Annotated in this window: 24 protein-coding genes and 1 riboswitch; of the genes, 12 read left to right on the plus strand and 12 right to left on the minus strand. The window is 75.9% G+C overall.

Annotated features, from left to right (window positions below; all coding sequences use genetic code 11):
* Positions 1-287, minus strand: a 287-nt coding sequence (locus tag ACFPK1_RS14540; protein ID WP_378021649.1) for a hypothetical protein, incomplete at its 3' end; no start/stop codon positions are given.
* Between ACFPK1_RS14540 and ACFPK1_RS14545 the strand changes: the two genes are divergently transcribed.
* Positions 277-2,865, plus strand: a complete 2,589-nt coding sequence (locus ACFPK1_RS14545) for a transglycosylase domain-containing protein (RefSeq protein WP_378021650.1) — start codon at positions 277-279, stop codon at positions 2,863-2,865. The two genes, ACFPK1_RS14540 and ACFPK1_RS14545, sit on opposite strands and share 11 nt — an antisense overlap.
* On the opposite strand, the gene ACFPK1_RS14550 is transcribed toward ACFPK1_RS14545, so the two are convergent.
* Genes ACFPK1_RS14550 through mobA form a run of 3 tightly spaced genes read right to left on the minus strand, consistent with a single transcriptional unit; the run spans position 2,862 to position 4,399 of the window.
* A complete protein-coding gene (locus tag ACFPK1_RS14550) occupies positions 2,862-3,314 on the minus strand; it encodes a cupin domain-containing protein (RefSeq protein WP_378021651.1) in 453 nt (150 codons plus the stop codon). The genes ACFPK1_RS14545 and ACFPK1_RS14550 overlap by 4 nt on opposite strands.
* Complete coding sequence (locus ACFPK1_RS14555; protein ID WP_378021652.1) at positions 3,311-3,736, minus strand: PPOX class F420-dependent oxidoreductase; 426 nt, start codon at positions 3,734-3,736, stop codon at positions 3,311-3,313. Before ACFPK1_RS14555 ends, ACFPK1_RS14550 begins: the two co-directional genes overlap by 4 nt.
* A 9-nt stretch (positions 3,737-3,745) precedes the next feature.
* Positions 3,746-4,399, minus strand: a complete 654-nt coding sequence (mobA, locus tag ACFPK1_RS14560; protein ID WP_378021653.1) for a molybdenum cofactor guanylyltransferase — start codon at positions 4,397-4,399, stop codon at positions 3,746-3,748.
* Between the two features lie 98 nt (positions 4,400-4,497).
* Here mobA and ACFPK1_RS14565 point away from each other — a divergent pair, with 98 nt between their 5' ends.
* Positions 4,498-4,725: a hypothetical protein gene (locus ACFPK1_RS14565; RefSeq protein ID WP_378021654.1), complete on the plus strand. Its 228-nt coding sequence runs from the start codon at positions 4,498-4,500 to the stop codon at positions 4,723-4,725.
* A gap of 2 nt (positions 4,726-4,727) precedes the next feature.
* Here ACFPK1_RS14565 and ACFPK1_RS14570 read toward each other — a convergent pair whose 3' ends face one another.
* Both ACFPK1_RS14570 and ACFPK1_RS14575 read right to left on the minus strand, forming a co-directional pair.
* Positions 4,728-5,675: an AEC family transporter gene (locus tag ACFPK1_RS14570; RefSeq protein ID WP_378021655.1), complete on the minus strand. Its 948-nt coding sequence runs from the start codon at positions 5,673-5,675 to the stop codon at positions 4,728-4,730.
* A 22-nt stretch (positions 5,676-5,697) separates the two neighbouring features.
* A complete protein-coding gene (locus ACFPK1_RS14575; protein WP_378021656.1) occupies positions 5,698-6,483 on the minus strand; it encodes a cutinase family protein in 786 nt (261 codons plus the stop codon).
* 142 nt (positions 6,484-6,625) lie between these two features.
* Between ACFPK1_RS14575 and ACFPK1_RS14580 the strand changes: the two genes are divergently transcribed.
* The 8 genes from ACFPK1_RS14580 (at position 6,626) to cobA (ending at position 15,112) form a co-directional block, all read left to right on the plus strand.
* Complete coding sequence (locus ACFPK1_RS14580) at positions 6,626-8,323, plus strand: formate--tetrahydrofolate ligase (protein ID WP_378021657.1); 1,698 nt, start codon at positions 6,626-6,628, stop codon at positions 8,321-8,323.
* A gap of 61 nt (positions 8,324-8,384) precedes the next feature.
* Positions 8,385-8,939: a cyclodeaminase/cyclohydrolase family protein gene (locus tag ACFPK1_RS14585; RefSeq protein ID WP_378021658.1), complete on the plus strand. Its 555-nt coding sequence runs from the start codon at positions 8,385-8,387 to the stop codon at positions 8,937-8,939.
* Positions 8,936-9,898: an asparaginase gene (locus tag ACFPK1_RS14590; RefSeq protein ID WP_378021659.1), complete on the plus strand. Its 963-nt coding sequence runs from the start codon at positions 8,936-8,938 to the stop codon at positions 9,896-9,898. Before ACFPK1_RS14585 ends, ACFPK1_RS14590 begins: the two co-directional genes overlap by 4 nt.
* A gap of 11 nt (positions 9,899-9,909) precedes the next feature.
* Positions 9,910-10,521, plus strand: a complete 612-nt coding sequence (locus ACFPK1_RS14595; protein ID WP_378021660.1) for a helix-turn-helix transcriptional regulator — start codon at positions 9,910-9,912, stop codon at positions 10,519-10,521.
* 133 nt (positions 10,522-10,654) lie between these two features.
* Positions 10,655-10,779: riboswitch (cobalamin riboswitch) on the plus strand.
* A gap of 97 nt (positions 10,780-10,876) precedes the next feature.
* Positions 10,877-11,161 carry a hypothetical protein gene (locus ACFPK1_RS14600; RefSeq protein ID WP_378021661.1) on the plus strand — a complete coding sequence of 95 codons (285 nt, stop codon included), beginning with the start codon at positions 10,877-10,879 and terminating at the stop codon, positions 11,159-11,161.
* Positions 11,158-12,174 carry an Rv2231c family pyridoxal phosphate-dependent protein CobC gene (cobC, locus tag ACFPK1_RS14605; protein ID WP_378021662.1) on the plus strand — a complete coding sequence of 339 codons (1,017 nt, stop codon included), beginning with the start codon at positions 11,158-11,160 and terminating at the stop codon, positions 12,172-12,174. The genes ACFPK1_RS14600 and cobC overlap by 4 nt, the downstream gene beginning before the upstream one ends.
* A complete protein-coding gene (gene cobT / locus ACFPK1_RS14610; protein WP_378021663.1) occupies positions 12,171-13,898 on the plus strand; it encodes a nicotinate-nucleotide--dimethylbenzimidazole phosphoribosyltransferase in 1,728 nt (575 codons plus the stop codon). Before cobC ends, cobT begins: the two co-directional genes overlap by 4 nt.
* Positions 13,895-15,112, plus strand: a complete 1,218-nt coding sequence (cobA, locus tag ACFPK1_RS14615; RefSeq protein WP_378021664.1) for a uroporphyrinogen-III C-methyltransferase — start codon at positions 13,895-13,897, stop codon at positions 15,110-15,112. The genes cobT and cobA overlap by 4 nt, the downstream gene beginning before the upstream one ends.
* On the opposite strand, the gene ACFPK1_RS14620 is transcribed toward cobA, so the two are convergent.
* The 6 genes from ACFPK1_RS14620 to ACFPK1_RS14645 form a co-directional block, all read right to left on the minus strand.
* The gene (locus ACFPK1_RS14620; protein WP_378021665.1) at positions 15,105-15,869 is read right to left on the minus strand and encodes an endonuclease/exonuclease/phosphatase family protein; all 765 of its coding nucleotides are present in this window, start codon (positions 15,867-15,869) and stop codon (positions 15,105-15,107) included. The genes cobA and ACFPK1_RS14620 overlap by 8 nt on opposite strands.
* A gap of 14 nt (positions 15,870-15,883) precedes the next feature.
* The gene (locus tag ACFPK1_RS14625; RefSeq protein ID WP_378021666.1) at positions 15,884-16,705 is read right to left on the minus strand and encodes a DNA-formamidopyrimidine glycosylase family protein; all 822 of its coding nucleotides are present in this window, start codon (positions 16,703-16,705) and stop codon (positions 15,884-15,886) included.
* 12 nt (positions 16,706-16,717) lie between these two features.
* Positions 16,718-17,863: an Hsp70 family protein gene (locus ACFPK1_RS14630; RefSeq protein ID WP_378021667.1), complete on the minus strand. Its 1,146-nt coding sequence runs from the start codon at positions 17,861-17,863 to the stop codon at positions 16,718-16,720.
* Positions 17,864-17,893: 30 nt separating this feature from the next.
* The gene (locus ACFPK1_RS14635) at positions 17,894-19,123 is read right to left on the minus strand and encodes a cytochrome P450 family protein (RefSeq protein ID WP_378021668.1); all 1,230 of its coding nucleotides are present in this window, start codon (positions 19,121-19,123) and stop codon (positions 17,894-17,896) included.
* 114 nt (positions 19,124-19,237) lie between these two features.
* Positions 19,238-20,134 carry an SDR family oxidoreductase gene (locus ACFPK1_RS14640; protein ID WP_378021669.1) on the minus strand — a complete coding sequence of 299 codons (897 nt, stop codon included), beginning with the start codon at positions 20,132-20,134 and terminating at the stop codon, positions 19,238-19,240.
* Positions 20,135-20,159: 25 nt separating this feature from the next.
* Complete coding sequence (locus tag ACFPK1_RS14645) at positions 20,160-21,701, minus strand: flavin-containing monooxygenase (RefSeq protein ID WP_378021670.1); 1,542 nt, start codon at positions 21,699-21,701, stop codon at positions 20,160-20,162.
* Positions 21,702-21,807: 106 nt separating this feature from the next.
* Between ACFPK1_RS14645 and ACFPK1_RS14650 the strand changes: the two genes are divergently transcribed.
* Together ACFPK1_RS14650 and ACFPK1_RS14655 are read left to right on the plus strand one after the other, a co-directional pair.
* Positions 21,808-22,497, plus strand: coding sequence for a TetR/AcrR family transcriptional regulator (locus ACFPK1_RS14650; protein ID WP_378021671.1), 690 nt, complete (start codon positions 21,808-21,810; stop codon positions 22,495-22,497).
* A 342-nt stretch (positions 22,498-22,839) separates the two neighbouring features.
* Positions 22,840-24,084, plus strand: a complete 1,245-nt coding sequence (locus ACFPK1_RS14655; RefSeq protein WP_378021672.1) for an LCP family protein — start codon at positions 22,840-22,842, stop codon at positions 24,082-24,084.
* Positions 24,085-24,090: the final 6 nt, after the last annotated feature.

A 24,090-nucleotide genomic window follows, 5' to 3' on the forward strand; every position in this document is an offset into this window, starting at 1 on the left:
CCGCGCGGGGCCGCGCCCGCCGGCCCCGCCCCGGCGCCGCCCCGCGGTGCTCCGGCCGGTCCGCCGCGCGGTGCCGCCCCGGCAGCTCCGGCCCCGAATGCTCCGGCCCCCGGTGCTCCGGCGCCCGCCGGCCGCCCCCCGGCCGGCCCCGCCACCAGCGCCGTCCCCGGCCGCCCGACCGCGGCGCCGACGACCTCCACCACGGCGGCCGCCCCCCGCCCGGGCAGCGCCCCCGAGAGCCCCGCCGCGCGGCGCAGCCCCACCGGCACCGCCGCGATGCCCGCCATCGACGCACCGTCGCCCCGGGGTCACAGCTCCGGGCCGCTGCCGAAGCGCGACGACGACCGCGACGAGGACCGCGACGACGCCGCGGACGAGGTCGCCGCGGACGAGACCCCCGCGGAGGACCGCGAGGACGGCGCCACCCGCACCGGCGCCGCGCGCTCGACCGCCCGCCGGGGCGCCGGCACGACCCGCTCCCGCACGACCACCAGCCGGTCGCGCAGCGCGAGCACCCGCACCACCAGCACCCGCACCACCAGCACCCGCACCACCAGCACCCGCACCACCGCGCACCGGTCGCCGGGCCGCACGAAGGACGGCCGGGACGCCGACGCCCCCCGCGTGCCGCGCGGGCGCATCGCCGCCGCGATCGCGGTGGTCCTCGGCGTCGTGGCCGCCCGCGTGGTCCGCCTGCCCCACGGCGAGAAGGTCGTCGCGTTCGGTCGCCGGGTGCGCGCGCGGGTCGTCCTCTACCTCGACGGGCCGCACCCCGAGTCACTGGCGCCCGCCGCCCTGCGCTGGCGGCGCCTGCGCCGCACCGCCTACGCCGCCGTCGGCGCGATGGTCGCGGCGCCGGTGCTGGCGATGGTGGTCGGCTTCCTGTTCATCCCCGTGCCCAACGCGGACGACGCCGTCGAGAGCCAGCTCAACACCGTGTCCTTCTCCGACGGCACGGTGCTCGCGCGCATCGCGCCCGGCGAGCAGGGCAACCGGCAGAAGGTCGGCCTCGAGCAGGTCCCGCCGCCGGTGCGGTTCGCGGTGCTCTCCGCCGAGGACCGCTCCTTCTACTCCAACAGCGGCTTCGACGTCGTCGGCTTCGGCCGCGCCGTCTGGAAGAACCTCACCGGCGGCACCGGCGGCGGTTCGACGGTCACGCAGCAGTACGTCAAGAACGCGATGGTGGGCGACGAGTACTCGCTGATGCGCAAGTACAAGGAGCTCATCATCTCCTTGAAGATCTCGCAGGAGCGCTCGAAGGACGAGATCCTCACCGACTACCTCAACAGCATCTACTTCGGCCGCGGCGCCTACGGCATCCAGGCCGCGTCCCAGGCCTACTTCGGCCGCCCCGTCGAGACGCTGACGCCGGCCGAGGGCGCGCTGCTCGCCGGCGTCATCCAGGCGCCGTCGAAGTGGGACCCCGCCCAGAACCCCGACGACGCCCTGCGCCGCTGGAACTACGTCATGGACGGGATGGTCGCGCAGAACTGGCTGGCCGCCCCGGAGCGGGCGGCCGCGCAGTTCCCGGCGACCGTGCCCCCGCGCCGCGTCACCGGCGGCGTGCCCGACGACGACCGCGGCCACATCTACAGCGCGGTCCGCGACGAGCTGCGCAGCCTCGGCATCGACCAGGACGCGCTCGTCACCCAGGGGCTGCAGATCCAGACGACCATCCGGCCGGAGGCCCAGCGCGAGGCCGTCGAGGCCGTGCGCCGACAGATGCGCGACCAGCCGCAGAACCTGCGGACCTCGGCGGTGTCGATCGACCCGCGCACCGGCGGCATCCTCGCCTACTACGGCGGCGACAACGGTGCGGGACTGGACTACGCGCGCGTCGAGAAGCAGGCGGGCTCGACGTTCAAGCCGTTCGTGCTGCTGGCCGCGCTGCAGCAGGACCCGCCGATCGGCATCTCCACCGAGTTCGACGGGCGGGCCATCCCCGGGCGCACCGTCCGCAACGTCGACGGCGCCGACTGCGCCAACTGCAGCCTCAAGCGCGCGATGACGCTGTCGAACAACGTCGTGTTCACCGCGCTCGGCAACCGGGTCGGACCGCAGGCCGTAGCCGCGGCCGCCCGGCAGGCCGGGATCTCGCAGCCGATGAACGACCCGAACAGCGGCATCTCGCTGGGCAACCAGGAGACCACCGCGGTCGACCTCGCCTCGGCGTACGCGACCTTCTCCAACGAGGGCATGTACCACCGCCCGCACCTGGTGGCGCGGGTGACGACGGCGAGCGGCGAGGTCCTCTACGACGACGCCACCGCGCAGGGCGAGCAGCGCATCGACCCGCGGGTGGCGCGCAACGTCACCGAGGCGATGCGCGACGTGCCCGAGTACGACGGGGTGTCGCTGCAGGGCGGGCGGCAGTCGGCGGGCAAGACCGGCACCGTCCAGTCGCACGTCGACAGCGAGAACAACGACGCCTGGTTCGCCGGCTACACGCCGTCGGCGTCGACGGTCGTGTGGGTCGGGACCGACGACAACACCCCGATCCGGACCTCCGACGGGCGCCCGGTCTACGGCCACGGGCTGCCCAGCGAGATCTGGAAGACGTTCATGGACGAGGCGCTGGACGACACGCCGAAGCAGACGTTCGGCGCGTTCACCCCGGTCGCGGGCACCGATCCCGGTGACACCGCCCGGTCCACCGAGTCCTCGTCGCCGTCGCCGTCGAGCACGTCCGCGCCGTCGTCGTCCGCGGCGCCGACCACGACCGCCCCGCCGGCGGAGGTGCCCGCGCCGGAGGGCGAGGAGGCGCCGCCGGGCGGCGCCGACCAGCCCGGTGACGCGGCCGCGGCGGCGCCCGAGGGCGGCGAGAACGCGGATGCCCCGGCGGGCGCGGACCCGCCGGAGAACTAGCCCTCCGAGTCCTGGGCCAGCGCGAAGTCGGCGTCGTCGAAGCCGGGGCTGACGACGCAGGTCACCAGCACCTCGGTGCTCGCGCCGGGCGCCGGTGCGGCGCGCTGCCACACCCCGCCGGGCACGAGCGCCGTCGCCGCCTGGCCGTCCTCGACGCGGTCGCCGAGCACGATCTCGCGGGACCCCTCGTCGTCGGGTGCGTCGCCCCCGCCGCCCAGCCAGAGCGACAGCGCCGGGCCCCGGTGCCAGCACCACAGCTCGTCGGAGCGGACGCGGTGCCAGCGCGACTGCTCGCCGGGCGCGAGGACGTAGTGGATGGCCGTGGCGCTCGCGCGCGGACCGGGGTAACCGGCGGGGTGGAGCGTGGGTCCCGCGGTCCAGGTGCGGCGGAACCAGCCGCCCTCGGGGTGGGGCGCGAGGTCGAGCGCGCGGGCGAGCGGGGGCGTCACGCGGTCATGTCCAGCGTGGCGATCACCTTGGCCGGGTGCAGGCGCACGACGAGCTCGCCCGGGACGCCGTTGCGGGCGCCGAACTCCTCGGCCCGGTCGGCACCCATGTACCGCGCCCCGAGCGCGGTGGCGGTGCGCCGCAGCTCGTCGGGGTCCTCCGAGAGCGTCACCGAGCCCTGGACCTGGACGAACGCGAACGGCGGCTCCTCGAGGTCGACGCAGAGCACGACGCGCGGGTCGCGGGCGAAGGCGCGCCCCTTGGCGGTGTCCGCGCCGGTGTTGAAGACGATCGTGCCGTCCTCGACGAGGAACCAGATCGGGGCGACCAGCGGGCGGCCGTCCTGCGCGGTCCACCCGATCTTGCCGGTGCGGGTGCCGTGGGAGAGGAAGGCGAGGACGTCGGGGTCGCTGAGGTCGGCCATGACCCGAGCCTAGGTCGGCCCGCCGGGCGCCTGCCGCCGCGCGCGGTCCCACTCCTCGGGCGTGTTGACGCCCCGCGCGCCGAGCAGCTCCGGGTCCCGGGCGGCGAGCCGGGGGTCGGCGAGCAGCGCCGCGGCGTCGAGCTCGCGGACCCGGCTCGCGGCGATCAGCGCGCCGACGCTGCGCTCGCCGCGGTCGAGGAGGTCGGCGGCGCGCGGGGCGAGGGCGGTGGCGTAGGCGGCGAGCAGGTGCTGGCGGTGCCCGTCGAGCACCGGGAGCGCGACCTCGACGGGCGCCACCCGGTGGGCGAGCACGGCGCGGACGAGGTCCTCGTGCAGGTGGGGCAGGTCGACGGCGGCGACGAACGCCGTCGCGGCCTGCGCCGCAGCACCGAGCCCTGTGGCCAGCCCCTGCAGCGGCCCCCGGTCGGCGACGGTGTCGTGGACCACGGTGGTGCGCGCCCGCACCGCGGGGTCGAGCCCGGCGGGCAGGTCGCGGGGCGCGTCGGCGGCGCCGACCACGACGAGCGGGCCGTCGACGGCGGTCGCCAGCACCGTGAGGACGTGCGCGAGCAACGAGCTCCCACCCAGCTCCAGGGCCGCCTTGTCCCGGCCCATCCGCCGCGACCGGCCCCCGGCCAGCACGACCCCCGCGACCTCGCTCACCGAGGACCCCCCACACGTGACGCGCGCGACCGATTGGGCACGACAGGACCCGGTAACCCAGGCCGTGACTCGTCCGTAGACGATCGGAGGTCACCACGATGATCGGGAACGGCGGACGCCGCCACCAGGAGCCCGAGGACGGCCACCGGGGCTGGGTCGCACCGACCCCGGCCGACCGCCAGGAGGCCGCGGCCGACCGCGCCATGGCGGAGGCCGAGCGCGCGGTCGCGTCGGGCACCGCCACCGACGACCAGCGTGCGCGCGTCGCCCGCATGGGGCACGCCCGCACCCACGAGCAGCGCCGCAGCGTCTTCCGCGACGGCTGACCTCACGGCAGCACCAGCACGACGAGCGGCAGCGTGACCAGCGAGAGCACCGTGGTGATCACGACCACCGCGGTGCTCTCGCGGTACCAGGCCCGGTACTGGGCGGTGAGCACGAAGACCGTCGCCGCGTCGGGCAGCGCCGCCATCAGCACCAGCACCGCGCCCCACGGCGCCGGGACGGCGAACAGCACCACGGCGCCCAGCGCGAGCGCCGGCATCACCAGCAGCTTGATGACCACCGCCGCGCCGATCGGCACCCACTGCGCCCGGGACTCCCGCAGCGAGCCGACCGCACCGCGCAGCAGGATGCCGAGCGCGAAGAGCCCGCCCGGCGCGGCGAGGTCGCCGAGCATCTCGATCGTCGTCGCCACCGGCGACGGCAGCCGCACGCCGAGCAGCGCGACGACCACCCCGGCGACGATGCCGACGACCACCGGGTTGCCGAGCACGCGGCGGGCCAGCAGCGCGGGCAGGGCCACCGCGCCCTCCTCGCCGCGCCCGCGGCCGTCGAGCGTCACCGCGACGAGGAACACCGAGATCGCGAGCGCGGTGTGCAGCGTCGAGGTCAGCGACGCCGCGAACGCCGTCGCGGGCCCGAGCACGGCCACCGTCAGCGGGATGCCGAGGTAGCCGACGTTGCCCCAGCCCGCGACCAGCCCGACGGCGTGGGCCTCGCGCGGCGGACGGCGCACCACCCGCGCCGCCGACCAGCCCAGCGCGTAGGCGACGACCACGACGGCCGCCGCGGCGAGCAGGGCCGAGGCCGGGACGCCGGCGGAGAGGTCAGCCCCGGCCACCGACACGAAGATCAGGGCGGGCAGGGCGATCCAGTAGACGAGGTCGTTCAGCACGGCCGCGGTGCGCTCGCCGAAGCGCTCGAAGCGCCCCGCCACCGCCCCGACCGCGATGACCGCGAAGACGGGGAGGATCCGGCTGAGCAGTTCACCCACGGCGTGGACCGTACGAGTGCGCTCAGCTGCCCGCGGCCGCGAACGGCGTCATCGTGGCCCGTGCCACGACCGTGTCGACGGCGCGCTCCAGCACCGGGAACAGCCGCGCTCCGGTCGGCCCGACGCGCACCTCGGGGTAGCTGCGGTGCGCCCCGGACGCCCAGCCCTCGCGGAACACGCGGATGTCCAGGTTCTCGGTGGCACAGATCGGGTCGCCGGGTGCGCACACCTCGTAGACCCGCCCGTCGTAGACGGCGAGCTCGCGCGTCGGGCGGGGGCCGAGCACGCCGCGGCCCGGGGTGTCGACGAGGTTCGGCGCCTGCGGGTCGCGTCGCGGGCTGCCCAGCATGATGGCGCCGGCGATCCGCTCGGCGGGCAGGCCGATCGTCCCGTTGGCGGCGCGGTGGACGACGTCGGAGACCACGTCACCGCCCTGGCTGTAGCCGATCAGCATGATCGTCGTGTCGGGGCAGCGCGCGGCCACGTCCCCGGCGTCGCGCGCCAGGCGCTCGGCGCCGCGCCCCTCGCTGGTGAAGTAGAAGGGCCGGTCCACCGTCGCGGGGTAGGGGACGTAGCGCACGGCGAGCCCGTCCCCCCACCGCCGCGCGAGCGGGTCGGTGAGCCCGGCGAGGAGCCCGACGGACGCGGCGGGGTCGGCGGCCTCGGAGGTCTCGCCGGTGCCGGGGACCGCGAAGAGGGCGACCGGGGGACAGGCGGGCGCGGCGACGGCGGCGGGCGTGGCGACCAGGCCGGTGGTGATCAGGAGCACGACGACGAGCAGCGCCCGCCGCACCACGCCCCCCGTCACCCGCCCATCGTGGCGGATCCGGGAGCGGACCGTCACACCTCGGGCTGACAGATCGCCCCCGCTCTGCCAACGTGCCCGGTCAGGAGTCCCCCGGCGGCGGTGCCGGAGCCGGGGTGGCAGGCCCGAGAACTGGAGGACTCGCGTGAGCATCCCGTCGGACCTCGACATCGCGCAGGCGGCGACGCTGAAGCCCATGGACGACATCGCTCGGCAGATGGACCTGCCGACCGAGTTCCTCGAACGCCACGGCACCGACGTCGCCAAGATCGAGCTCGAGGCCATCGAGGCGATGAAGGACCGGCCGCGCGCGAAGTACGTCGTGGTCACCGCGGTCACCCCGACCCCGCTGGGGGAGGGCAAGACCACCACGACGGTCGGGCTGGGCCAGGCCTTCTCGCACATCGGCAAGCGCGGCGTGGTCGCCATCCGCCAGCCGAGCATGGGTCCGACGTTCGGCATCAAGGGCGGGGCGGCCGGCGGCGGCTACTCGCAGGTCGTGCCGATGGAGAAGTTCAACCTCCACCTCACCGGCGACTTCCACGCCGTCACGAGTGCCCACAACCTGCTCTCTGCGGTGCTGGACAACCACCTCTACCAGGGCAACGCGGCGGGCCTCGACCCGTACCGCGTCACCTGGCGGCGCGTGCTCGACGTCAACGACCGCGCCCTGCGCAACGTCGTCACCGGGCTCGGCGGCCGCATGGACGGCGTCCCGCGCGAGGCCGGCTTCGACATCACCTCCGCCTCCGAGGTGATGGCCGTGCTCGCGCTGTCCAACGACCTCGGCGAGCTGCGACAGCGCCTCGGGCGCATCGTCGTCGGCTACACCCCCGACGGGGACGCGGTGACCGCCGAGGACATCCACGCCGCCGGGTCGATGGCCGCGCTGATGCGCGACGCGCTCAAGCCGAACCTCATGCAGACGCTGGAGAACACGCCGGTCCTGGTGCACGCGGGGCCGTTCGGCAACATCGCGACGGGCAACTCGTCGATCGTCGCCGACCGTATCGGCATCCACTCCGGCGACTTCCTCGTCACCGAGGCGGGCTTCGGTGCCGACATGGGCGCCGAGCGCTTCTTCAACATCAAGTGCCGGACCTCGGGCATGTCGCCGGACGCCGCGGTGGTCGTCGCCACGGTGCGCGCCCTCAAGGTCCACTCCGGCAACCACAAGATCGTGGCGGGCAAGGACCTGCCGCCGGCGCTGCTCGAGGAGAACCCCGAGGAGGTGCACGCCGGCGCGGCCAACCTGCGCAAGCAGATCGAGAACATGCGCATCCACGGGGTGTCGCCGGTCGTCTGCATCAACGCGTTCCCGACCGACCACCCCAGCGAGCACCAGGCGATCCGCGAGATCGCCGAGTCGATGGGCGCGCGGGCCGCGGTGTCGACGCACTTCGCCGACGGCGGGCGGGGCGCCGCGGAGGTCGCCGAGGCCGTCGCGGAGGCCGCGAACGAGCCGAGCCAGTTCCAGCTGCTCTACCCGGACGACGCCCCGCTGCGCGAGAAGATCGAGACCATCGCGACGAAGGTGTACGGCGCCGACGGCGTCGACTACGCCCCGGCGGCGAACACCTCGATCGACCTCTACGAGCGCAACGGATTCGGGAACCTGCCGGTGTGCGTGGCCAAGACACACCTGTCGATCTCGTCGGACCCGAAGCTCCTCGGCGCCCCGACGGGCTGGCGGATGCCGGTGCGCGAGGTCCGCGCGTCGGTCGGCGCCGGCTTCATCTACCCGATCTGCGGCGACATGCGGACGATGCCGGGCCTGGGCAAGAACCCGGCCGCCCACCACATCGACGTCAAGCCCGACGGCACGATCGTGGGGCTCTTCTGACGTCCTGTGTGAGCACTTTCCGGGCCCATGGGCCCGGAAAGTGCTCACATGGGGAGGCGACGTGAGCCGGCCGCTCGGGGAGCTCGGGCTCGCGCGGTTCGGGGAGGTCCTCGCCGGCAAGGGGCCCGGGCCGGCCGCCGGGTCGACGGCCGCGGTGACGGTCTCGCTCGCCGCGGGCCTGGCCACCAAGGTCGCCAAGGGTGCCGCCGACCGGGAGGCCGTCGAGGAGCTCGACCGCCTGCGCGCCAAGGCCCTGCGCCTCGCCGACGACGACGTCGAGGCCTTCGCCGGGTTCCTCGAGGCGCGCCGGCTGGATCGTTCCTCTGGCCGAGGGGCGGTCCCGGCCGCGGCGGAGGCGATCGTCCAGGTGCCCGCGGACGTCGTCACGATCGCCGTCCGGGTCGCCGAGCTCGCCGCCCTGCTCGCCGAGGAGGGCCCCGATGCGCTCACCGGCGACGCGGTGACCGCCGCCTTCCTCGCCGCCGCGGCCGCCGAGTCCGCGGCGATGCTGGTGGGCACCAACATCGCGGACGCCGGTGAGCTGGCGGACCCCCGCGTCGAGTACGTCGAGGAACGGGCGGGCCACGCGCGCACGCTCGCGGAACGGCTGGTGTGACCCCGCACTGGACCGTCGAGGTGACCCGCGGCGACCTCGTGGAGTCCGCGCACCGCGTGACGCTGGTGGTGCTCGGGCCGGGCGGCGCGGAGGAGCTGCGGGCGGGACCGGTGGACGCGCCGATGCTCGCGCGCTCGGCGCTCAAGCCCGCGCAGGCCGTCGCGTGCGTCGAGCTGGGCGCCGACCTCGACGACCGCGAGCTCGCGCTGGCCACCGGCTCGCACTCCGGCGAGCCCGGCCACCTCGCGGTCGCCGCCGGCCTGCTCGCCCGCCTCGGCCTCGGTCCGGACGCGCTGGGGTGCCCGCCCGGGCGCCCGCTCGGCCTCGCCGCCGACCGCGCGTGGGGCACGCGCGCGCCCGAGCGCCTCGCCATGAACTGCTCGGGCAAGCACGCGGCGATGCTCGCGGCCTGCCGGGCCCAGGGCTGGCCGGTCGAGGGCTACCTCGACCCGGCCCACCCGTTGCAGCGCCACGTGCGCGCCACCCTCGTACGGCTCGCGGGCCCGGTCCACGACGTCACCGTCGACGGCTGCGGCGCGCCCGCGTTCGCCACCGACCTCGTCGCCGTCGCGCGCCTGGGACGGGCCCTGGCCGGTGCCGAGGGCGGCGCCGCTGGTGCCGCCGAGCGCCGCGTCGCCGCCGCGATGCGCGCCCACCCGGACCTCGTGGCGGGCACCGACCGGCTCGACACGGCGGTGATGACCCTGCTGCCCGGGGCGCTGTCCAAGATCGGCGCCGAGGGCGTCCTGCTCGCCGTGCTGCCCGACGGCGCCGCGCTCGCCCTGTCGGTCGTCGACGGCGGCGCCCGCGCGGTGGGCCCGGTGCTGCTGGAGATCCTGGAGCGTCGCGGGATCGCTCACCCCGGCGCGCTGCGGGACCTCGCTGCGCCACACGTCCGAGGAGGGGGTCACCCGATCGGCGTTCACCGTGTGCGAGTGTGTGCACACTCATCGGGGTGAGGAGCGCGTGAATGGGATCGTGCCTGGTGTTCGCCGGAGCCACGCCCGCGAGGGAACGCCTCGTCGGCCATCTCTCGTCGGTGTTCGACGACCTCCCGTGCGTCGACAACGTCCCCGACCTCGTCACGCGCCTGGGCGCCACCGTCGAGGGGCGTCCCGACGTCGTCCTCGTCGGCGCCGACGAGGGCAGCGCCTGGATGGAGGCGGTCCGCCAGGTGCGCCGCCACACCCCGGAGACCCCGGTGCTCGTCGTGGGGGAGTCCCCCGCCGGCGCCATGGACCCGCTCGGTGACCGGCCCGCGCCCGACCCCGCCGGGATCGCCGAGGACGAGCGCGCCACCCACGCCCTGCGCCTCGGGGCCCGCGGGTTCCTGCGCGCGGGCGAGCTCGCCGACCCGTCGGTGCTGCCCGGCGCCCGCCCGGCCACGACCGAGCTCTCCGACCGCGAGATGGACGTGCTGCTCGGCATGACCGAGGGCCTGTCCAACGCCGAGATCGCCGCCGAGCTCGTCCTCGCCGAGGACACGGTGAAGACCCACGCCCGGCGCCTGTTCCGCAAGCTCGGCGCGGGCGACCGCGCCGACGCCGTCGCCCGCGGCTTCCGCCAGGGCCTGCTGCGCTGAACGGCGCAGCGCTCGTGTCAGCGGCGTGGCGTCGCTGACGCCCAGTGTCCGCAACGCCACGCGCTCGAAGTGCCCGGGTGCGTTGACGCGCCGACTCCGGGCGCGGTGAACTGGCCGCGGTCGACGGACGCGGAGGAAGCCGGTGCGAATCCGGCGCGGTCCCGCCACTGTCACCGGGGAGCAGACCCCACGCGAGGCCACTGCCGGACACACCGGCGGGAAGGCCGGGGCGAGCAGCGATCCGGGAGCCAGGAGACTCCGGCCGTCGAGTGGCAGCAGACATCGGGCGAGGAACCCGAGGAAGGCCGGCGACGAGATGCACGCTCCCGCGAGTCCCCATGCACGTCCGCACCCGGTGGTCACCCGGAGGAGGCGTCGCGAGGACCGCCTCCTCGCCGACCTGCGCCGCGTGCTCGCCGGCGCCGGCCACGTCCCGCTCGACCTGCTGGGCGAGGGGCCGGTCCGCGACCACGACGAGGCCGCCGAGCGCGTCGACGCCCTCGCCCGCGAGCTCGTCGAGCGCATGCGCGGCGCCGGCTGGCGGGAGGGCGCCGTGCCGTCGGCGGTGACCTCGGTGCTCGCCGCGTCCGTCCCCGAGGCCGAGACGGTCCTCCTGCGGGCTGCGCGCACGCGACGGTGACCCTCCAGCACGACCTCCACCACCACGGCGACGCGGAGGTCGGCCCCGGGCTGGTCGACCTGGCGGTCAACGTCCGCGCGGGCACGCCGCCGTCCTGGCTGCGCGAGCGCCTCGCCGCGAGCCTCGACGACGTCGCCGCCTATCCGGACCCGCGCCGGGCGGTCGCCGCGCTGGCCGCGCGCCACGACCGGCCGGGCGACGAGGTGGTGCCCACCGCGGGCGGCGCCGAGGCGTTCGTGCTGCTCGCGCGGGCCCTGCGCCCGCGGCACGCCGTGGTCGTGCACCCCCAGTTCACCGAGCCGGAGGCCGCGCTGCGGGCCGCCGGGCACGCGGTCGACCGCGTGCTCCTGGACGGCGACCTCCGCCTCGACCCCGAGGTCGTGCCGGACGACGCCGACCTCGTCGTCGTCGGCAACCCCACCAACCCCACGTCGGTGCGCCACCCCGCGGACGTCCTCGCGCGCCTCGCCCGCCCCGGGCGCACGCTCGTCGTCGACGAGGCGTTCATCGACACCGCGCCCGGCGAGCCCGACTCGCTGGCCGGGCGCCGCGACCTGCCGGGCCTCGTCGTGCTGCGCAGCCTGACCAAGACCTGGGGCCTCGCCGGCCTGCGCGTCGGCTACGCGCTCGCCCCCGCCGGGCTCGCCGAGGGCCTGCGCGGCGCCGCCCCGAAGTGGTCGGTGTCGACGCCGGCGCTCGTCGCGCTCGAGGTCTGCAGCACCCCCGCCGCCCGCGCCGAGGCCGACGAGGCCGCGCGCGCGATGGCGGCCGACCGCGATCACCTGGTGGCGGCGCTGCGGCGGATCGACGGCGTCGAGGTCCGCGGCACCCCGGCCGCGAGCTTCGTGCTCGTGCGCACCCGCTCCGACGTCCGCGAGCGGCTCCGCGACCGCGGCCTGGCGGTCCGCCGCGGCGACACCTTCCCGGGCCTCGACGCCGAGCACGTCCGGATCGCGGTGCGGGACCGCGCGACCACCGACCGGCTCGTGACGGCGCTGGCGGAGATCCTGTGACCCTCCGGGACGGCGACCGGGACGCCCTGCACCGCGTCCTGCGCGCCCGCCGCGACGTGCGCACCGGCTTCGTCGACACCCCCGTCGACGACGAGCGCCTGCACCGCGTCCTCGAGGCCGCCCACGCCGCGCCCAGCGTCGGGTTCTCGCAGCCCTGGGACTTCCTGCTGGTGCGCTCGCCGGAGCTCCGCGACGAGCTGGCGCAACTCGCGGAACACCAGCGGCAGGAGTTCGCGGCCAGCCTCCCGGCGGCGAGAGCCCGGAGGTTCGCCGGCCTGCGCGTCGAGGCCATCCGCGAGGCGCCGCTGGGCATCGTCGTCACCTGCGACCCCACTCGCGGCGGTCGGCACGTCCTGGGGCGGCACACGCAGCCGCGGATGGCCGCGCACTCGGTGGCCGGCGCCGTGCAGAACCTGTGGCTCGCCGCCCGCGCCGAGGAGCTCGGCGTGGGCTGGGTCAGCTTCTTCCGCGAGCGGGAGCTCGCCGCGCTGCTCGGGCGGCGCGTCGGGATGCCGCAGCACCTCGAGGTCGTCGCCTACCTGTGCGTCGGGCACGTCGCGGAGTTCGCCGCCGAGCCCGAGCTCGCCACCGCCGGATGGGCCCACCGCCGACCCCTGGCGTGGGCCGTGCACGAGGAGATCTGGGGACACCACCGCATGGATCCGCTGGACGAGACGCTCGCCGCGCTCGCCGATCTGGACACAGCACCCGGCGAGGCCGCCGCGCGCGAGCACCTGACGCGCATGACCGTGCCGCCCGGCGCGCTGGGCGGGGTCGCCGAGATCGGGGTCCGGCTCGCCGGTCTCGCCGGCGCGTGCCCGCCGCCCCTGCCCGAGCCCGCGGTCGTCGCCGTGTTCGCCGGCGACCACGGCGTGCACGCCCGCGGGGTGACGCCGTGGCCGCAGGAGGTGACCGCGCAGATGGTCGCCACCTTCCTGGCCGGCGGCGCCGCGGTGAACGCCTTCGCCGCGACGGTCGGCGCCGAGGTCCAGGTCGTCGACGTCGGGGTGGCCGTCGAGCTCGAGGCGGCGCCCGGGCTGCTCCCGCGCAAGGTCCGCGCCGGCACCCGCGACATGACCGTCGAGCCCGCGATGACCCGCGACGAGGCGCGCGCCGCGCTACGTGCCGGCATCGAGGCCGCCCGCGACCTGGTCACCGCCGGCAACAGGCTGCTCGTCACCGGCGACATGGGCATCGCCAACACGACGCCGTCCGCCGCCCTCGTCGCCGCGTTCACGGGAGCGGGCGCCGAGACCGTCACCGGCCGCGGCACCGGGATCGACGACGCCACCCACGCGCGCAAGGTCGCCGTCGTCGCCGAGGCGCTCGCCCTCCACCGCCCCGATCCCGCCGACCCGCTCGGGACGCTCGCCGCCGTCGGCGGCCTGGAGCACGCGGGCCTCGCCGGCTTCCTGCTGGGCGCCGCGGCCCTGCGCACGCCGGTGGTGCTCGACGGCGTCGTGTCCGGCGCGGCGGCGCTCGCGGCGGCGGCGCTGGCCCCGACCGCGTCACACGCGTGGATCGCGGGGCACCGTTCCGTCGAACCGGCCCATACCCTGGCCCTCGAGCACCTCGGGCTGGCGCCGACGCTGGACCTGGGGCTGCGGGTCGGTGAGGGCACCGGTGCCCTGCTGGCGGTGCCGGTGGTGACCGCGGCGGCCCGCGCGCTGGCCGACGTCGCGACGTTCGACGCGGCGGGAGTGACGGAGAAGGAGCTCGAGTGAACGACGGCGAGAGCCCGGCCCGCGTGTACCCGGTCGGCCTGCACCTGCGGGGCCGGCGGGTCGTCGTGGTCGGCGGCGGCTCCGTGGCCCAGCGCCGCGTCGCCGGCCTGCACGAGGTCGGCGCGGACACCGTCGTCGTCAGCCCCACGCTGACCACCGCGCTCTCGGCCCTCGCCGACTCCCGCGAGATCACCTGGCACGCCCGCCCCTACGCCGACGGCGACCTCGCCGAGGCCTGGTACGCGGTGGCGGCCACCGACGACGCGCAGGTCAACGCCGCCGTGGCCGCGGAGGCCGAGCGCCTGCGCGTGTTCTGCGTGCGCGCCGACATCGCCGACGCCGGCACCGCGGTGACCCCGGCGGTCGGGCGCTACGACGACATCACCGTCGCGGTGCACGGCGGCGGCGACCCGCGGCGGGCGACCGGTGTGCGCGACGGCGCGGTGGAGGCCCTGCGCAGCGGCACCCTGCTCGACCGCCGCCACCGCGCCGTGCGCCCGGGTGTCGTGCTCGTCGGCGGCGGTCCCGGCGACCCCGGGCTGATCACCGTGCGCGGGCGCCAGGCGCTGGCGCAGGCCGACGTCGTCGTCACCGACCGGCTCGCCCCGCAGCCGCTGCTCGACGAGCTGCCGCCCGACGTCACGATCATCGACGCCTCGAAGCTGCCCCGCGGGCGCTACATGAGCCAGGACACCATCAACGAGGTGCTCGTGTCCGAGGCGCTCGCCGGGCGGCGCGTGGTGCGGCTCAAGGGCGGCGACCCGTTCGTCTTCGGCCGCGGGCTCGAGGAGATCCAGGCCTGCGTCGCGGCCGGCGTCGAGGTCGAGGTCGTCCCGGGCATCACCAGCGCTATCGCGGTCCCCGCGCTGGTCGGCGTGCCCGTCACCCACCGCGGCGTGACCCACGAGTTCACCGTGGTCTCCGGACACCTCCCGCCCGGGCACGCCCAGTCGCTCGTCGACTGGGACGCCCTGGGACGCCTGCACGGCACGGTCGTGCTGCTCATGGCCGTCGAGAACATCGGCGCGATCACCGAGGCGCTCGTCGCCGCGGGCCGCGACCCGCAGACCCCGGCGCTGGCCGTCCAGGAGGGCGGGCTGCCCGGGGAGGTCACGACGCGCGCGACGCTCGCGAAGCTGCCGCACGCGATCGCCGAGGCCGGGGTGCGCCCGCCGGCGGTGATCGTGATCGGGGAGGTCGCCGGCCTCAGCTGAGCTCCACCACCAGCGCGCGGTGGTCCGACACCGCCGTCGGCACCGCCCGCGCGTCGTGCACGGTCGGCGCGCCGGCGCCGGCGAGCACGTGGTCGAACTGCACGCGGGGCCGTTCGGTGGGGAAGGTCGCCGCGCGCGCGAGGGACCGGAAGCCCCGCAGCACCGCGCCCGGCACCGGCCCCGGCATGTTGAGGTCGCCGAGGATGACCACCGGGCCGGGCAGGTGCTCGACGGCCCGCGCCAGGCGCACGAGCTGCAGGACGTTGACGCCCGGCGTGAACGCGAGGTGGGTCGCGACGACCGTGCCCACCGGCGCGGGCGCCTCGAGCACGGCCGCCAGGGCGACGCGCGGCTCGTCGCGCACCAGCGCGGGGCGCCGCGCGTCGACCAGCAGCGGCAGCGTGGCCCGGGACGTCCCGAGCGGGAGGCGCAGCCAGCGGGCGACCGGGTACCGGCTCACGAGACCGATGCCGTAGGTCGGCTCCCCGTCCGGGGACTCGTCGGGGCCCGCCGCCCGCCACCGCTGCCCGGGGGTGCCGACCAGCGCGGGGACGAACAGGGCGTCGCGCGCACCGGCGGCGTCGGCGACGAGCGCGGTCTGGTCGACGAGCCCGGAGCGGGGCTGGGAGTGGTCGACCTCCTGGAGGGCCAGGACGTCGGCGTCGAGGCCGGCGACGGCGTCGCGGAGACGGTCGGGACAGACCACGCCGTCGGCGGGGGAGCGACCGTGCAGGAGGTTGAATGTCGCCAGCCGCACCACCCCATGATCACTCATCCGGCGGGCGCCGGCTGGCACGAGGGGCACCACCACACCTCGCGCCGGTAGGGGGCACCCGAGCCGGCCGCTGGCCGGAAGCGCACGAGCGTCCCGCAGCGCCGGCAGGGCCGGTTCGAGCGGCCGGTGACCCAGTGGTTCTCGCCGCGGCGGCGCACGCCCGTGGTCGTCATGCCGGTGCCGTGCTCGAGGCTGTGGCGAATCATCCGCCGGGCCAGCGCGAGCAGGGGCTCGAGGTCCACGTCGCCGACCGGGGTCCACGGCCACAGTCCGCGCAGGAAGCACACCTCGACCGCCCACAGGTTGCCGAGCCCGGCGACGCCGCGCTGGTCGAGCAGGGCCTCCACGATCGGGCGCGCCGGGTCGCGGCGCAGGCGGGCCAGCGCGTCCTGCTCGTCGAAGTGGTCCTGGGTCGCGGTCGGCGCGCCGGCGAGGACGTCGGGGCCGAGGTGACCGACGACCCGGTGCTCGTCGCGGGTGCGCAGCAGCTCGAGCACCGGGACGTCGACGCCGACGAGCGCGACGCCGGAGTCGAGGGTCAGCGCCGCCCGCACGCCGCGGGGCAGCGCGGGGCGCCCGTCGGCGCGGCGCTTGCGCACGACGCTCCAGGAGCCGGTCATCCGCAGGTGGCTGTGCAGCGTCCAGCCGTCGGAGAACCGGGTGAGCAGGTGCTTGCCGTGCGCGCGGGTCTCCACGAGGGTCCGGCCGGCGAGGTCGGCGGTGGCCAGCGACGGGGTCCGGAAGTCGCCGCGGACGACGGTGGTGCCGGACAGGGTGTCGAGCCGGGCGGCGCAGCGGTGGACGGCGTCACCCTCCACGGAGCGTCCCCCTCAGCGCCGTCCCAGTCCCAGGCTCTCGGCGGCCCACGCCGCCGCCCCGGAGGCGGGGCCGAACGCCGAGACCGCGCCCGGGTCCCCGCCGTGCGCCAGGCCGAACCCGGTGCGCTCGGCGATCCACTCCCGCACGCGCGGCATCTCGGCGAGCCCGCCGCGCACCAGCATGGCCGGGCGGGGCCCGGTGAGCGTGTCGACGATCGCGGCGATGCCCTGGGCGATCTCCTCCAGCCCCGGGGCGAGCATGGCGCCGAGGTCGGCGTGGGTGAGCTGGACGACCCCGGGGCCCGGGCTCTCGGGCGGGAGCGGGGGCAGCGTCACGGCCACCGCGCCGCGGGACGCAAGCGTCTCCTTGCCCTCGCGCACGCTCGTGCGCAGGCGGAACCAGGCGCGGTAGGCCTCGAGGTCGCCGCCGAAGCGCACACGTGCGGCGAAGGGCTGCGGGGCGCGGTCGAGCACCAGCTGCGCGAGGGCGTCGTCGAGCACCTCCCCGCCCACGTTGACCGTCCGCACCGCGGCCACCGAGCCGGTGCCGTCGCCGCCGCGGTCGACCACGGCGAGCTCGGTCGCGGCGCCGCCGAGGTCGACGACGAGCAGGCGCCCCTGCCCGCCGAGGCGGTGGGCCGCGGCGCGCGGGGAGTCGAGCAGCTGGAGCTGGTCGGGCGAGGTGTAGGGGATCGCCGACAGCGCCGCGCGCCCCGCGGACCGCAGCGCCTCGCACGCCGCCGACGACCACGCCGCCGGGTGCAGCAGCACGATCGAGGACGGCAGCGTGCCGCGGCGGGCCGCCTCCGCCCGCACCACCGTGGCGACGAGCGCCGTCGCGACGTCGACCGCGGTGGTCGGGCGGGGGTACTGCGTCAGCAGCTCGGGCGGCCCGCCGGTGCTCGCCGCCAGGTGCGGGCGGGTGCGCAGCAGCGCCGCCGCCGGGTCGAGCGCGCCGGCCTCGAGGGCCGGGCGCCCGGCCAGGACGGCGCCGTCGGGGCGCGAGAGCACCGCCGAGGGCATCGTCGGGAAGCCGTCGACGCCGACCGGGCCGACGCGCACCCACCCGTCCCGCGGGTCGACGTCGGCCCACGCGCCCACCGTCGTGGTGGTCCCGTGGTCGATCGCCAGGGTCCACCGGGCGTCGGGGGCGGTCATGCCGGACACCCGCCGCAGGGTGTCACAGCGTCACCGGGTCGGCGCGTTCCCCCGGTCGGCTTCCGCGCCCAGCAGCACCGGCAGCCGCGCCCACGCGTTGACCAGCACGCTGCGGCGCCGCTCGACCGGCAGGTCCACGGCGGGCGCGAAGCCCGGGAAGCGGTCGAGCAGGGTGCGCAGGGCCACCTCGGCCTCGAGGCGCGCCAGCGACGCCCCCAGGCAGAAGTGCAGGCCGTGCCCGAAGGCGAGGTGCCCGGTGGTGTCGCGCAGCTCCTCGTACTCGTCGGGGTTCTCGAACCGCGCCGGGTCGTGGTTGGCCGCCGCCAGCGACACCATCAGCATCGCCCCGCGGGGCACGACGACCCCGTCGAAGTCGACGTCCTCGGCGGCGAAGCGCAGCGGGGCCTGGGCGATCGGCGTGCCCCAGCGCAGGAACTCCTCGATCGCCGCGCGCAGCTCGTCGGAGTCGGCGGCGGCGAGCCGGTCGCGCAGCGCGGGGTCGCGCAGCATCCGCTCGACGGCGGAGGTGATCAGCGTCGCCGTCGTCTCGTGCCCGGCGATGAGCAGCAGCATCGCCATGGCGACGATCTCGGTGGTGGAGAGCTGCTCGCCCTCCTCGGAGACCTCGATGAGCGCCGAGATCAGCGCCTCGTCGGGCTCCGCGCGCTTGCGCTCCACGAGCTCGCCCAGGTACGCCGCGAGGCTCGCGTTGGCCTGCTGGGTGGCGGCCTCGCCGGAGTCGTCGATGAGGGTGCGCGACCAGGCACCGAACGCGTCCTGGTCGTCCACCGGGACCCCGAGCAGCTCGCAGATGACGGCGGTCGGCAGCGGCACCGCGTAGGCCTCGACGAGGTCGACGGGCGTGTCCCCGGGCAGGCCGGTCAGCAGCGAGGCCGCCATCTCCTCGATGCGCGGGCGCAGCGCGGCGACCCGGCGCACGGTGAACGCCTTGACCACGAGCTTGCGCAGGCGGGTGTGCACCGGCGGGTCGTTGAGCAGCATCATCTCGCCGCCCGGCGAGGGGATGCCGGGGATCGACGCCCTCTGGTCCTCCGGCAGCGTGTTGCGGAAGTCCTTGACGAAGCGCGGGTCCGCCATCACCGACCGGGCGTCGGCGTAGCGCGTGACCAGCCACGTGCGGCCGCCCTCGGGCAGGTCGACCTCGTGGACCGGACCCCGCTCGCGCAGCTCGCCCAGCGCGGCGAAGGGGTCGCGCCAGTAGTCGTCGGAGAACAGCGGCGCGGGGGCGACATCGGTCACGGGACAGGACCCCTTCCGGGTTCACTGAGTGATGGTTCAGTGACGAACGTACCCGCGAGTCAGGGGTCCTGCCGTGACGATGGTCGAGCTCCGCAGGCTCCGTCTCCCGTGGGTTCAGCCGCGAGGCTTCCCCATCCCCGCGCTCGTCGCACCGAAGGCGCGTCCGGTCTTCCGGAACTGCTCCTCCAGGCGGGGCACCATCTGCTTGGCCTGCGCGAGCACCGGCAGGTCCCCGATCCGCGAGAACGTGATCGGGCGGGCCGCGGCGACGAGCGCGACCGCCTTCGGCACGAAGATCCGGCGCTTGCGCCTGACGATGCCCTCGAGGAAGGCGTCCGCGCAGTCCTCGACCGAGGTCAGCGCGCCGAGGGGGTAGGGGAGCCTCTTCAGCGTGTCCTCGAACGTCGACGAGTCCGCCTTGACGTCGCGCACGAGGTCGGTGTCGATCCAGCCCATGTGCGCGGTGCCGACGCCGACGCCCCGGTGGGCGAGCTCGAAGCGCAGCGCGTTGCCGTAGTTCTCGACGCCCGCCTTGGCGCCGCAGTAGGCGGCCATGCCCGGCAGCGCGGTGAACGCGGCCAGCGAGGACACCAGCAGCATGTAGCCCTGCCGCTTCTCGACCTCGGCGACCGTCGCCGACACCGTCCGCGAGACGCCGATGAGGTTGACCTCCATGACGCGGGCGATGACGTCGGCCGGGCTCGTGGCCACGGTGCCGTGGTTGGCGATGCCGGCGTTGGCGATCACCACGTCGATCCCGCCGAGCTCGCGCACCGTCGTCGCGACCGCGGCGTCGAGCGACTCCTGGTCGGTGACGTCGCACTCGGCCCAGCAGTGCCCCGGGCCGAGCTCGGCGACGAGCTTCTCCAGGCGCTCGGGCTCCATGCCGACCGCGGCGACGTGGGCGCCGAGCGCGGCGGCGCGCCGCGCGGTCTCCTCGCCGATGCCGCGGGCGGCGCCGGTGATGAACAGGACCTTGTCCTTCAAGCTGCCGGCCAGGTCGGCGGCCATGTGGATCTCCTCGGGGGTGTCGTCGTCAGGACGTGCGGGTGGAGGCGAGCGGCGTGAGCGTGTGCTCCTCCGGCCGGAAGCGCCGCAGGCGCCGGCGGAACGGCATCGTGAAGGTCGGCCACAGCGCCGAGTTCTGGCCGTGCTTGTCGAGGTACCAGCTCGAGCACCCGCCATCGACCCACACGGTGCCCTCGGTCCGGCGCTGCATCTCGGCCACGAACGCGTCCTGCGCCGCGCGGGTCGGCTCGACGGCCCCGACGCCGTGGGTGCGCTGGTGGCGCAGGGTGTCGAGGACGAGCGCGATCTGCGACTCGATCATGAACACGACCGAGTTGTGGCCCAGTCCGGTGTTCGGCCCGAGCAGGGTGAACGCGTTGGGGAAGCCCGCGATCATCGTGCCGTTGTGGGCGTACGGCGAGCCGGCCCAGTGGTCGGCCAGGGTGCGGCCGTCGCGCCCGTGGATGCGGTGGCTGATCGGCAGGTCGCCGATCGCGAAGCCGGTGCCGGCGATGATCGTGTCGACCTCGTGCTCCGTGCCGTCCGCGGTGACGACGGCGTGCGGCCGGATCTCGACGATCTTCTCGGTGACCACCTCGACGTTGTCGCGGTCGAGCGCGGGCAGGTAGTCGTTGGACAGCAGGATGCGCTTGCAGCCCATCGAGTAGCTCGGCGTGATCTTCTCGCGCAGCTCCGGGTCGGTGACCTGCCGGCGCATGTGCGCCTCGGCGATCTTCGCGGCCCTGGCCATCCGCCGCGGGTCCTTGAACCCGAACACGAACGTCTCCCGCGCCCAGTAGATCGCCTCGCGCACGAGGCGCTGGGCCGGCGGGAACCAGCGGAACAGTCGCTTCTCGAGGCTCGTGATGGCCCGGTCGCCGCGCGGCATGATCCACGGCGGGGTGCGCTGGAAGACCCTCAGTTCGCCCACCACCGGCGCGATCTCCGGCACGAACTGGATCGCCGACGCCCCGGTGCCGATGACGGCGACCTTCCGTCCGCGCAGGTCGAGGTCGTGGCGCCAGGTCGCCGAGTGGAACACCGGCCCGTCGAAGGAGTCGAGCCCCGGCACGTCGGGGAACGACGGGTCCGACAGCGCCCCGGAGCCCAGCACGAGCGCGTCGGCGGTCCAGGTGCCCTGGCTCGTCGTCACCACCCAGTGCTGCGCCTCGTCGTCCCAGGACGCGTCGAGCACCTCGTGCCGGTTGCGGGTGAACCGGTCGATGTCGTACTCGGCCGACACGCGCTGCAGGTAGGCGTGGATCTCCGGCTGGGCCGAGAAGGAGCGGCTCCAGTCCGGGTTGGGCGCGAACGAGAACGAGTAGAGGTGGCTGGGCACGTCGCAGGCGCAGCCGGGGTAGGAGTTGTCGCGCCAGGTGCCACCCACGTCCTCGTGGCGCTCGAAGATCAGGAAGTTGTCCTCGCCCGCCTGGCGCAGCCGGATCGCCGTGCCCAGGCCGGAGAAGCCGTTGCCGACGATCGCCACGGCGAGGTGCGGGACGTCGCCGCCGGCGGCGGCCGGCGGGGTGGCGCCCGCGGCCGTCTCGGGGGCTCGGGTCGGCGTGCTCATCGCGGTCCCTCCTGGTGGACGTCGTCGTCCGTGCTCGGACACGGCGCTTGGTACGCAAGCGTACCGAAGTGGGGGCCAGTGTGGTACGCGGTGGTACCGTTGTCCAGTGTCCGTTCCCGCCGCCGCCGATCCCGCGGGTACCGCCGGCTCCGCGCACCGCGACCGCCTCGTGCAGGCGATGATCGCGCTAGTCGCCGAGCGCGGCTACGCGGCGGTCACCGTGGCCGACGTCGTCGCCGCCGCGCGCGTGTCCAAGCGGACCTTCTACCAGCACTTCTCCGATCGCGAGGACTGCTTCCTCGCCGCCTACGTCGCCGCCGCCGAGCAGCCGCTCGCCCGGATCGCGGAGGCCGTGGCCCCGGTCGTCGAGGCCGCGCCGGACGCGGAGCCGCCCTCGCTCGCCGACGAGGTGACGGCGGGCACGTCGGCCTACCTGGCGGCGCTGGCCGAGCAGCCGGGGCTGACCCGCACGCTGCTCACCGAGATCAGCGCCCTCGGGCCGCAGGGCCGGCGGGTGCGGCGCGAGGTGCTCAACCGCTTCGCCGAGCAGCTCTCCGTCCTCATCGCCCTCGGCGCCGCCCGCTGGGCCTCCGGCGAGGAGGGCCCCGCCGCCGTCCCCGAGCTCGCCGGCGTGCGCGGGCTGCCGCACCCGACGGCCGTCGCGCTCGTGGGCGGCATCAACGAGCTGGTCCTCGACGCCGTCGAGGACGGGCGCGGCGACCGGCTCGCCGAGCTCACCCCGACCGTCACCGAGCTGATCCTCGCGGTCATCGACCGCACCGCGCGCCCGGCCTGACGGCCGCGCGTCCGGGAGGCGCTGCTCCGGACGTGTGACGCTCCCTCGCGGCCCCGCGGACGGCGGCCGGTGGCGCCCGCACGAGCGGGGGGCGCTCGGCGGGCCCGTGGCCTGCGTATCCTCATCGATCACGACGGCCCGCGGTCGGTATCCGAGAGCCGGCCGGGCGTCCCCCGACGCCCCGTCGACGCGAGGCGCGAGGTGACACGGATGAACCGACCCGGCGGACCCCCCGGCCGGGGACGACCCCCTGCGGGTCCTGGCGGACCCCCGCCCGGCCGTCCCGGCTCCCCGCCTCCCGGACCTCCGCAGGGGCAGCCCCCGCGGCCCGGCGGGTTCCAGATGCCGGGGCGCGGCTCCCGGGGTGGTGGGCGCGGGCGTGGTGGCGGTGGCGGCAGCGTCGGTGCCGGCGGTGGCGCCGGCGCCCCGGGCGGCCCGCCGCGCGGCGGCCCGCGCCAGCAGCCCACCCGCGTCGGCGGGCCCGACTGGAACCGCGACCCGCAGGTCGGCTTCGACCCCGACGTCGCCCGCGCGGCGCGCGAGCAGGAGCGCCCGTCGTGGCGCGAGCGCCTGCCCGAGCGTCCGGCGTGGTCGCGCACCGGGGGCGGCGGTGGTGGCCGTGGTGGTCGGGGCGGCCCGTTCGCCCGCTGGAGCTGGCCGAAGCGCATCGGCGCCGTCCTCGCGGTGCTGCTCCTGCTGCTCGTCAGCTTCGGGATCTACCTCGACACGCAGATGACGCGGATCGACGCGCTGCCCGAGTACGAGGGCTCGGCGAGCTCCGGCACCAACTGGCTGATCATCGGTTCGGACAGCCGCGCCGGCCTGGACGACACCGCCGCCCAGCAGTTGTCCACCGGTGAGGTCGACGGCAGCCGCACCGACACGATGATGCTCGTGCACGTCGGCGGCTTCGGCGGCCAGACGTCGCTGACGAGCCTGCCGCGCGACTCGATCCTGGCCATCCCGGGTCACGGCCGCGGCCGCCTGAACTCCGCGTACGGGATCGGCGGGCCGAAGCTGCTCGTGCAGACCATCGAGCAGAACGCCGACATCGAGATCGACCACTACGCGGAGATCGGCTTCGAGGGCTTCGCCGGCATGGTCGACGCCATCGGCGGGGTCAACATGTGTCTCGACGAGGCGATCGACGACCCCAAGGCGGGCATCGACCTGCCGGCCGGCTGCCAGGACCTGGACGGCCCGAGCGCGCTGGGCTTCGTCCGGACCCGCGCGTTCCCCAACGCCGACCTCCAGCGCATCCAGAACCAGCGCAAGTTCCTCTCGGCGCTGATCTCGGAGGCGTCCAGCCCGACGGTGCTGCTCAACCCGTTCCGCGTCGTGCCGTTCGCGAACTCCGCGATCGCCACGCTGACGGTCGACGACAGCACCCACGTCTGGAACCTCGCGAGCCTCGGCTTCGCGATGCGCTCGCTCTCGGGCGGCAGCGGGGTGACGTCGACGGTGCCGGTCGACCTGTCCTCGAGCGTGTCGGGTGGCGTCGTGTGGAACCGACAGAAGTCCGCGCAGTACTTCGACGCGATCCGCGAGGACGAGGAGATCCCGCCGAGCCTGCTCACCGGCGGCTGATCCGCG

Source organism: Actinomycetospora rhizophila (assembly GCF_042657905.1).
Classification (GTDB): domain Bacteria; phylum Actinomycetota; class Actinomycetes; order Mycobacteriales; family Pseudonocardiaceae; genus Actinomycetospora; species Actinomycetospora rhizophila.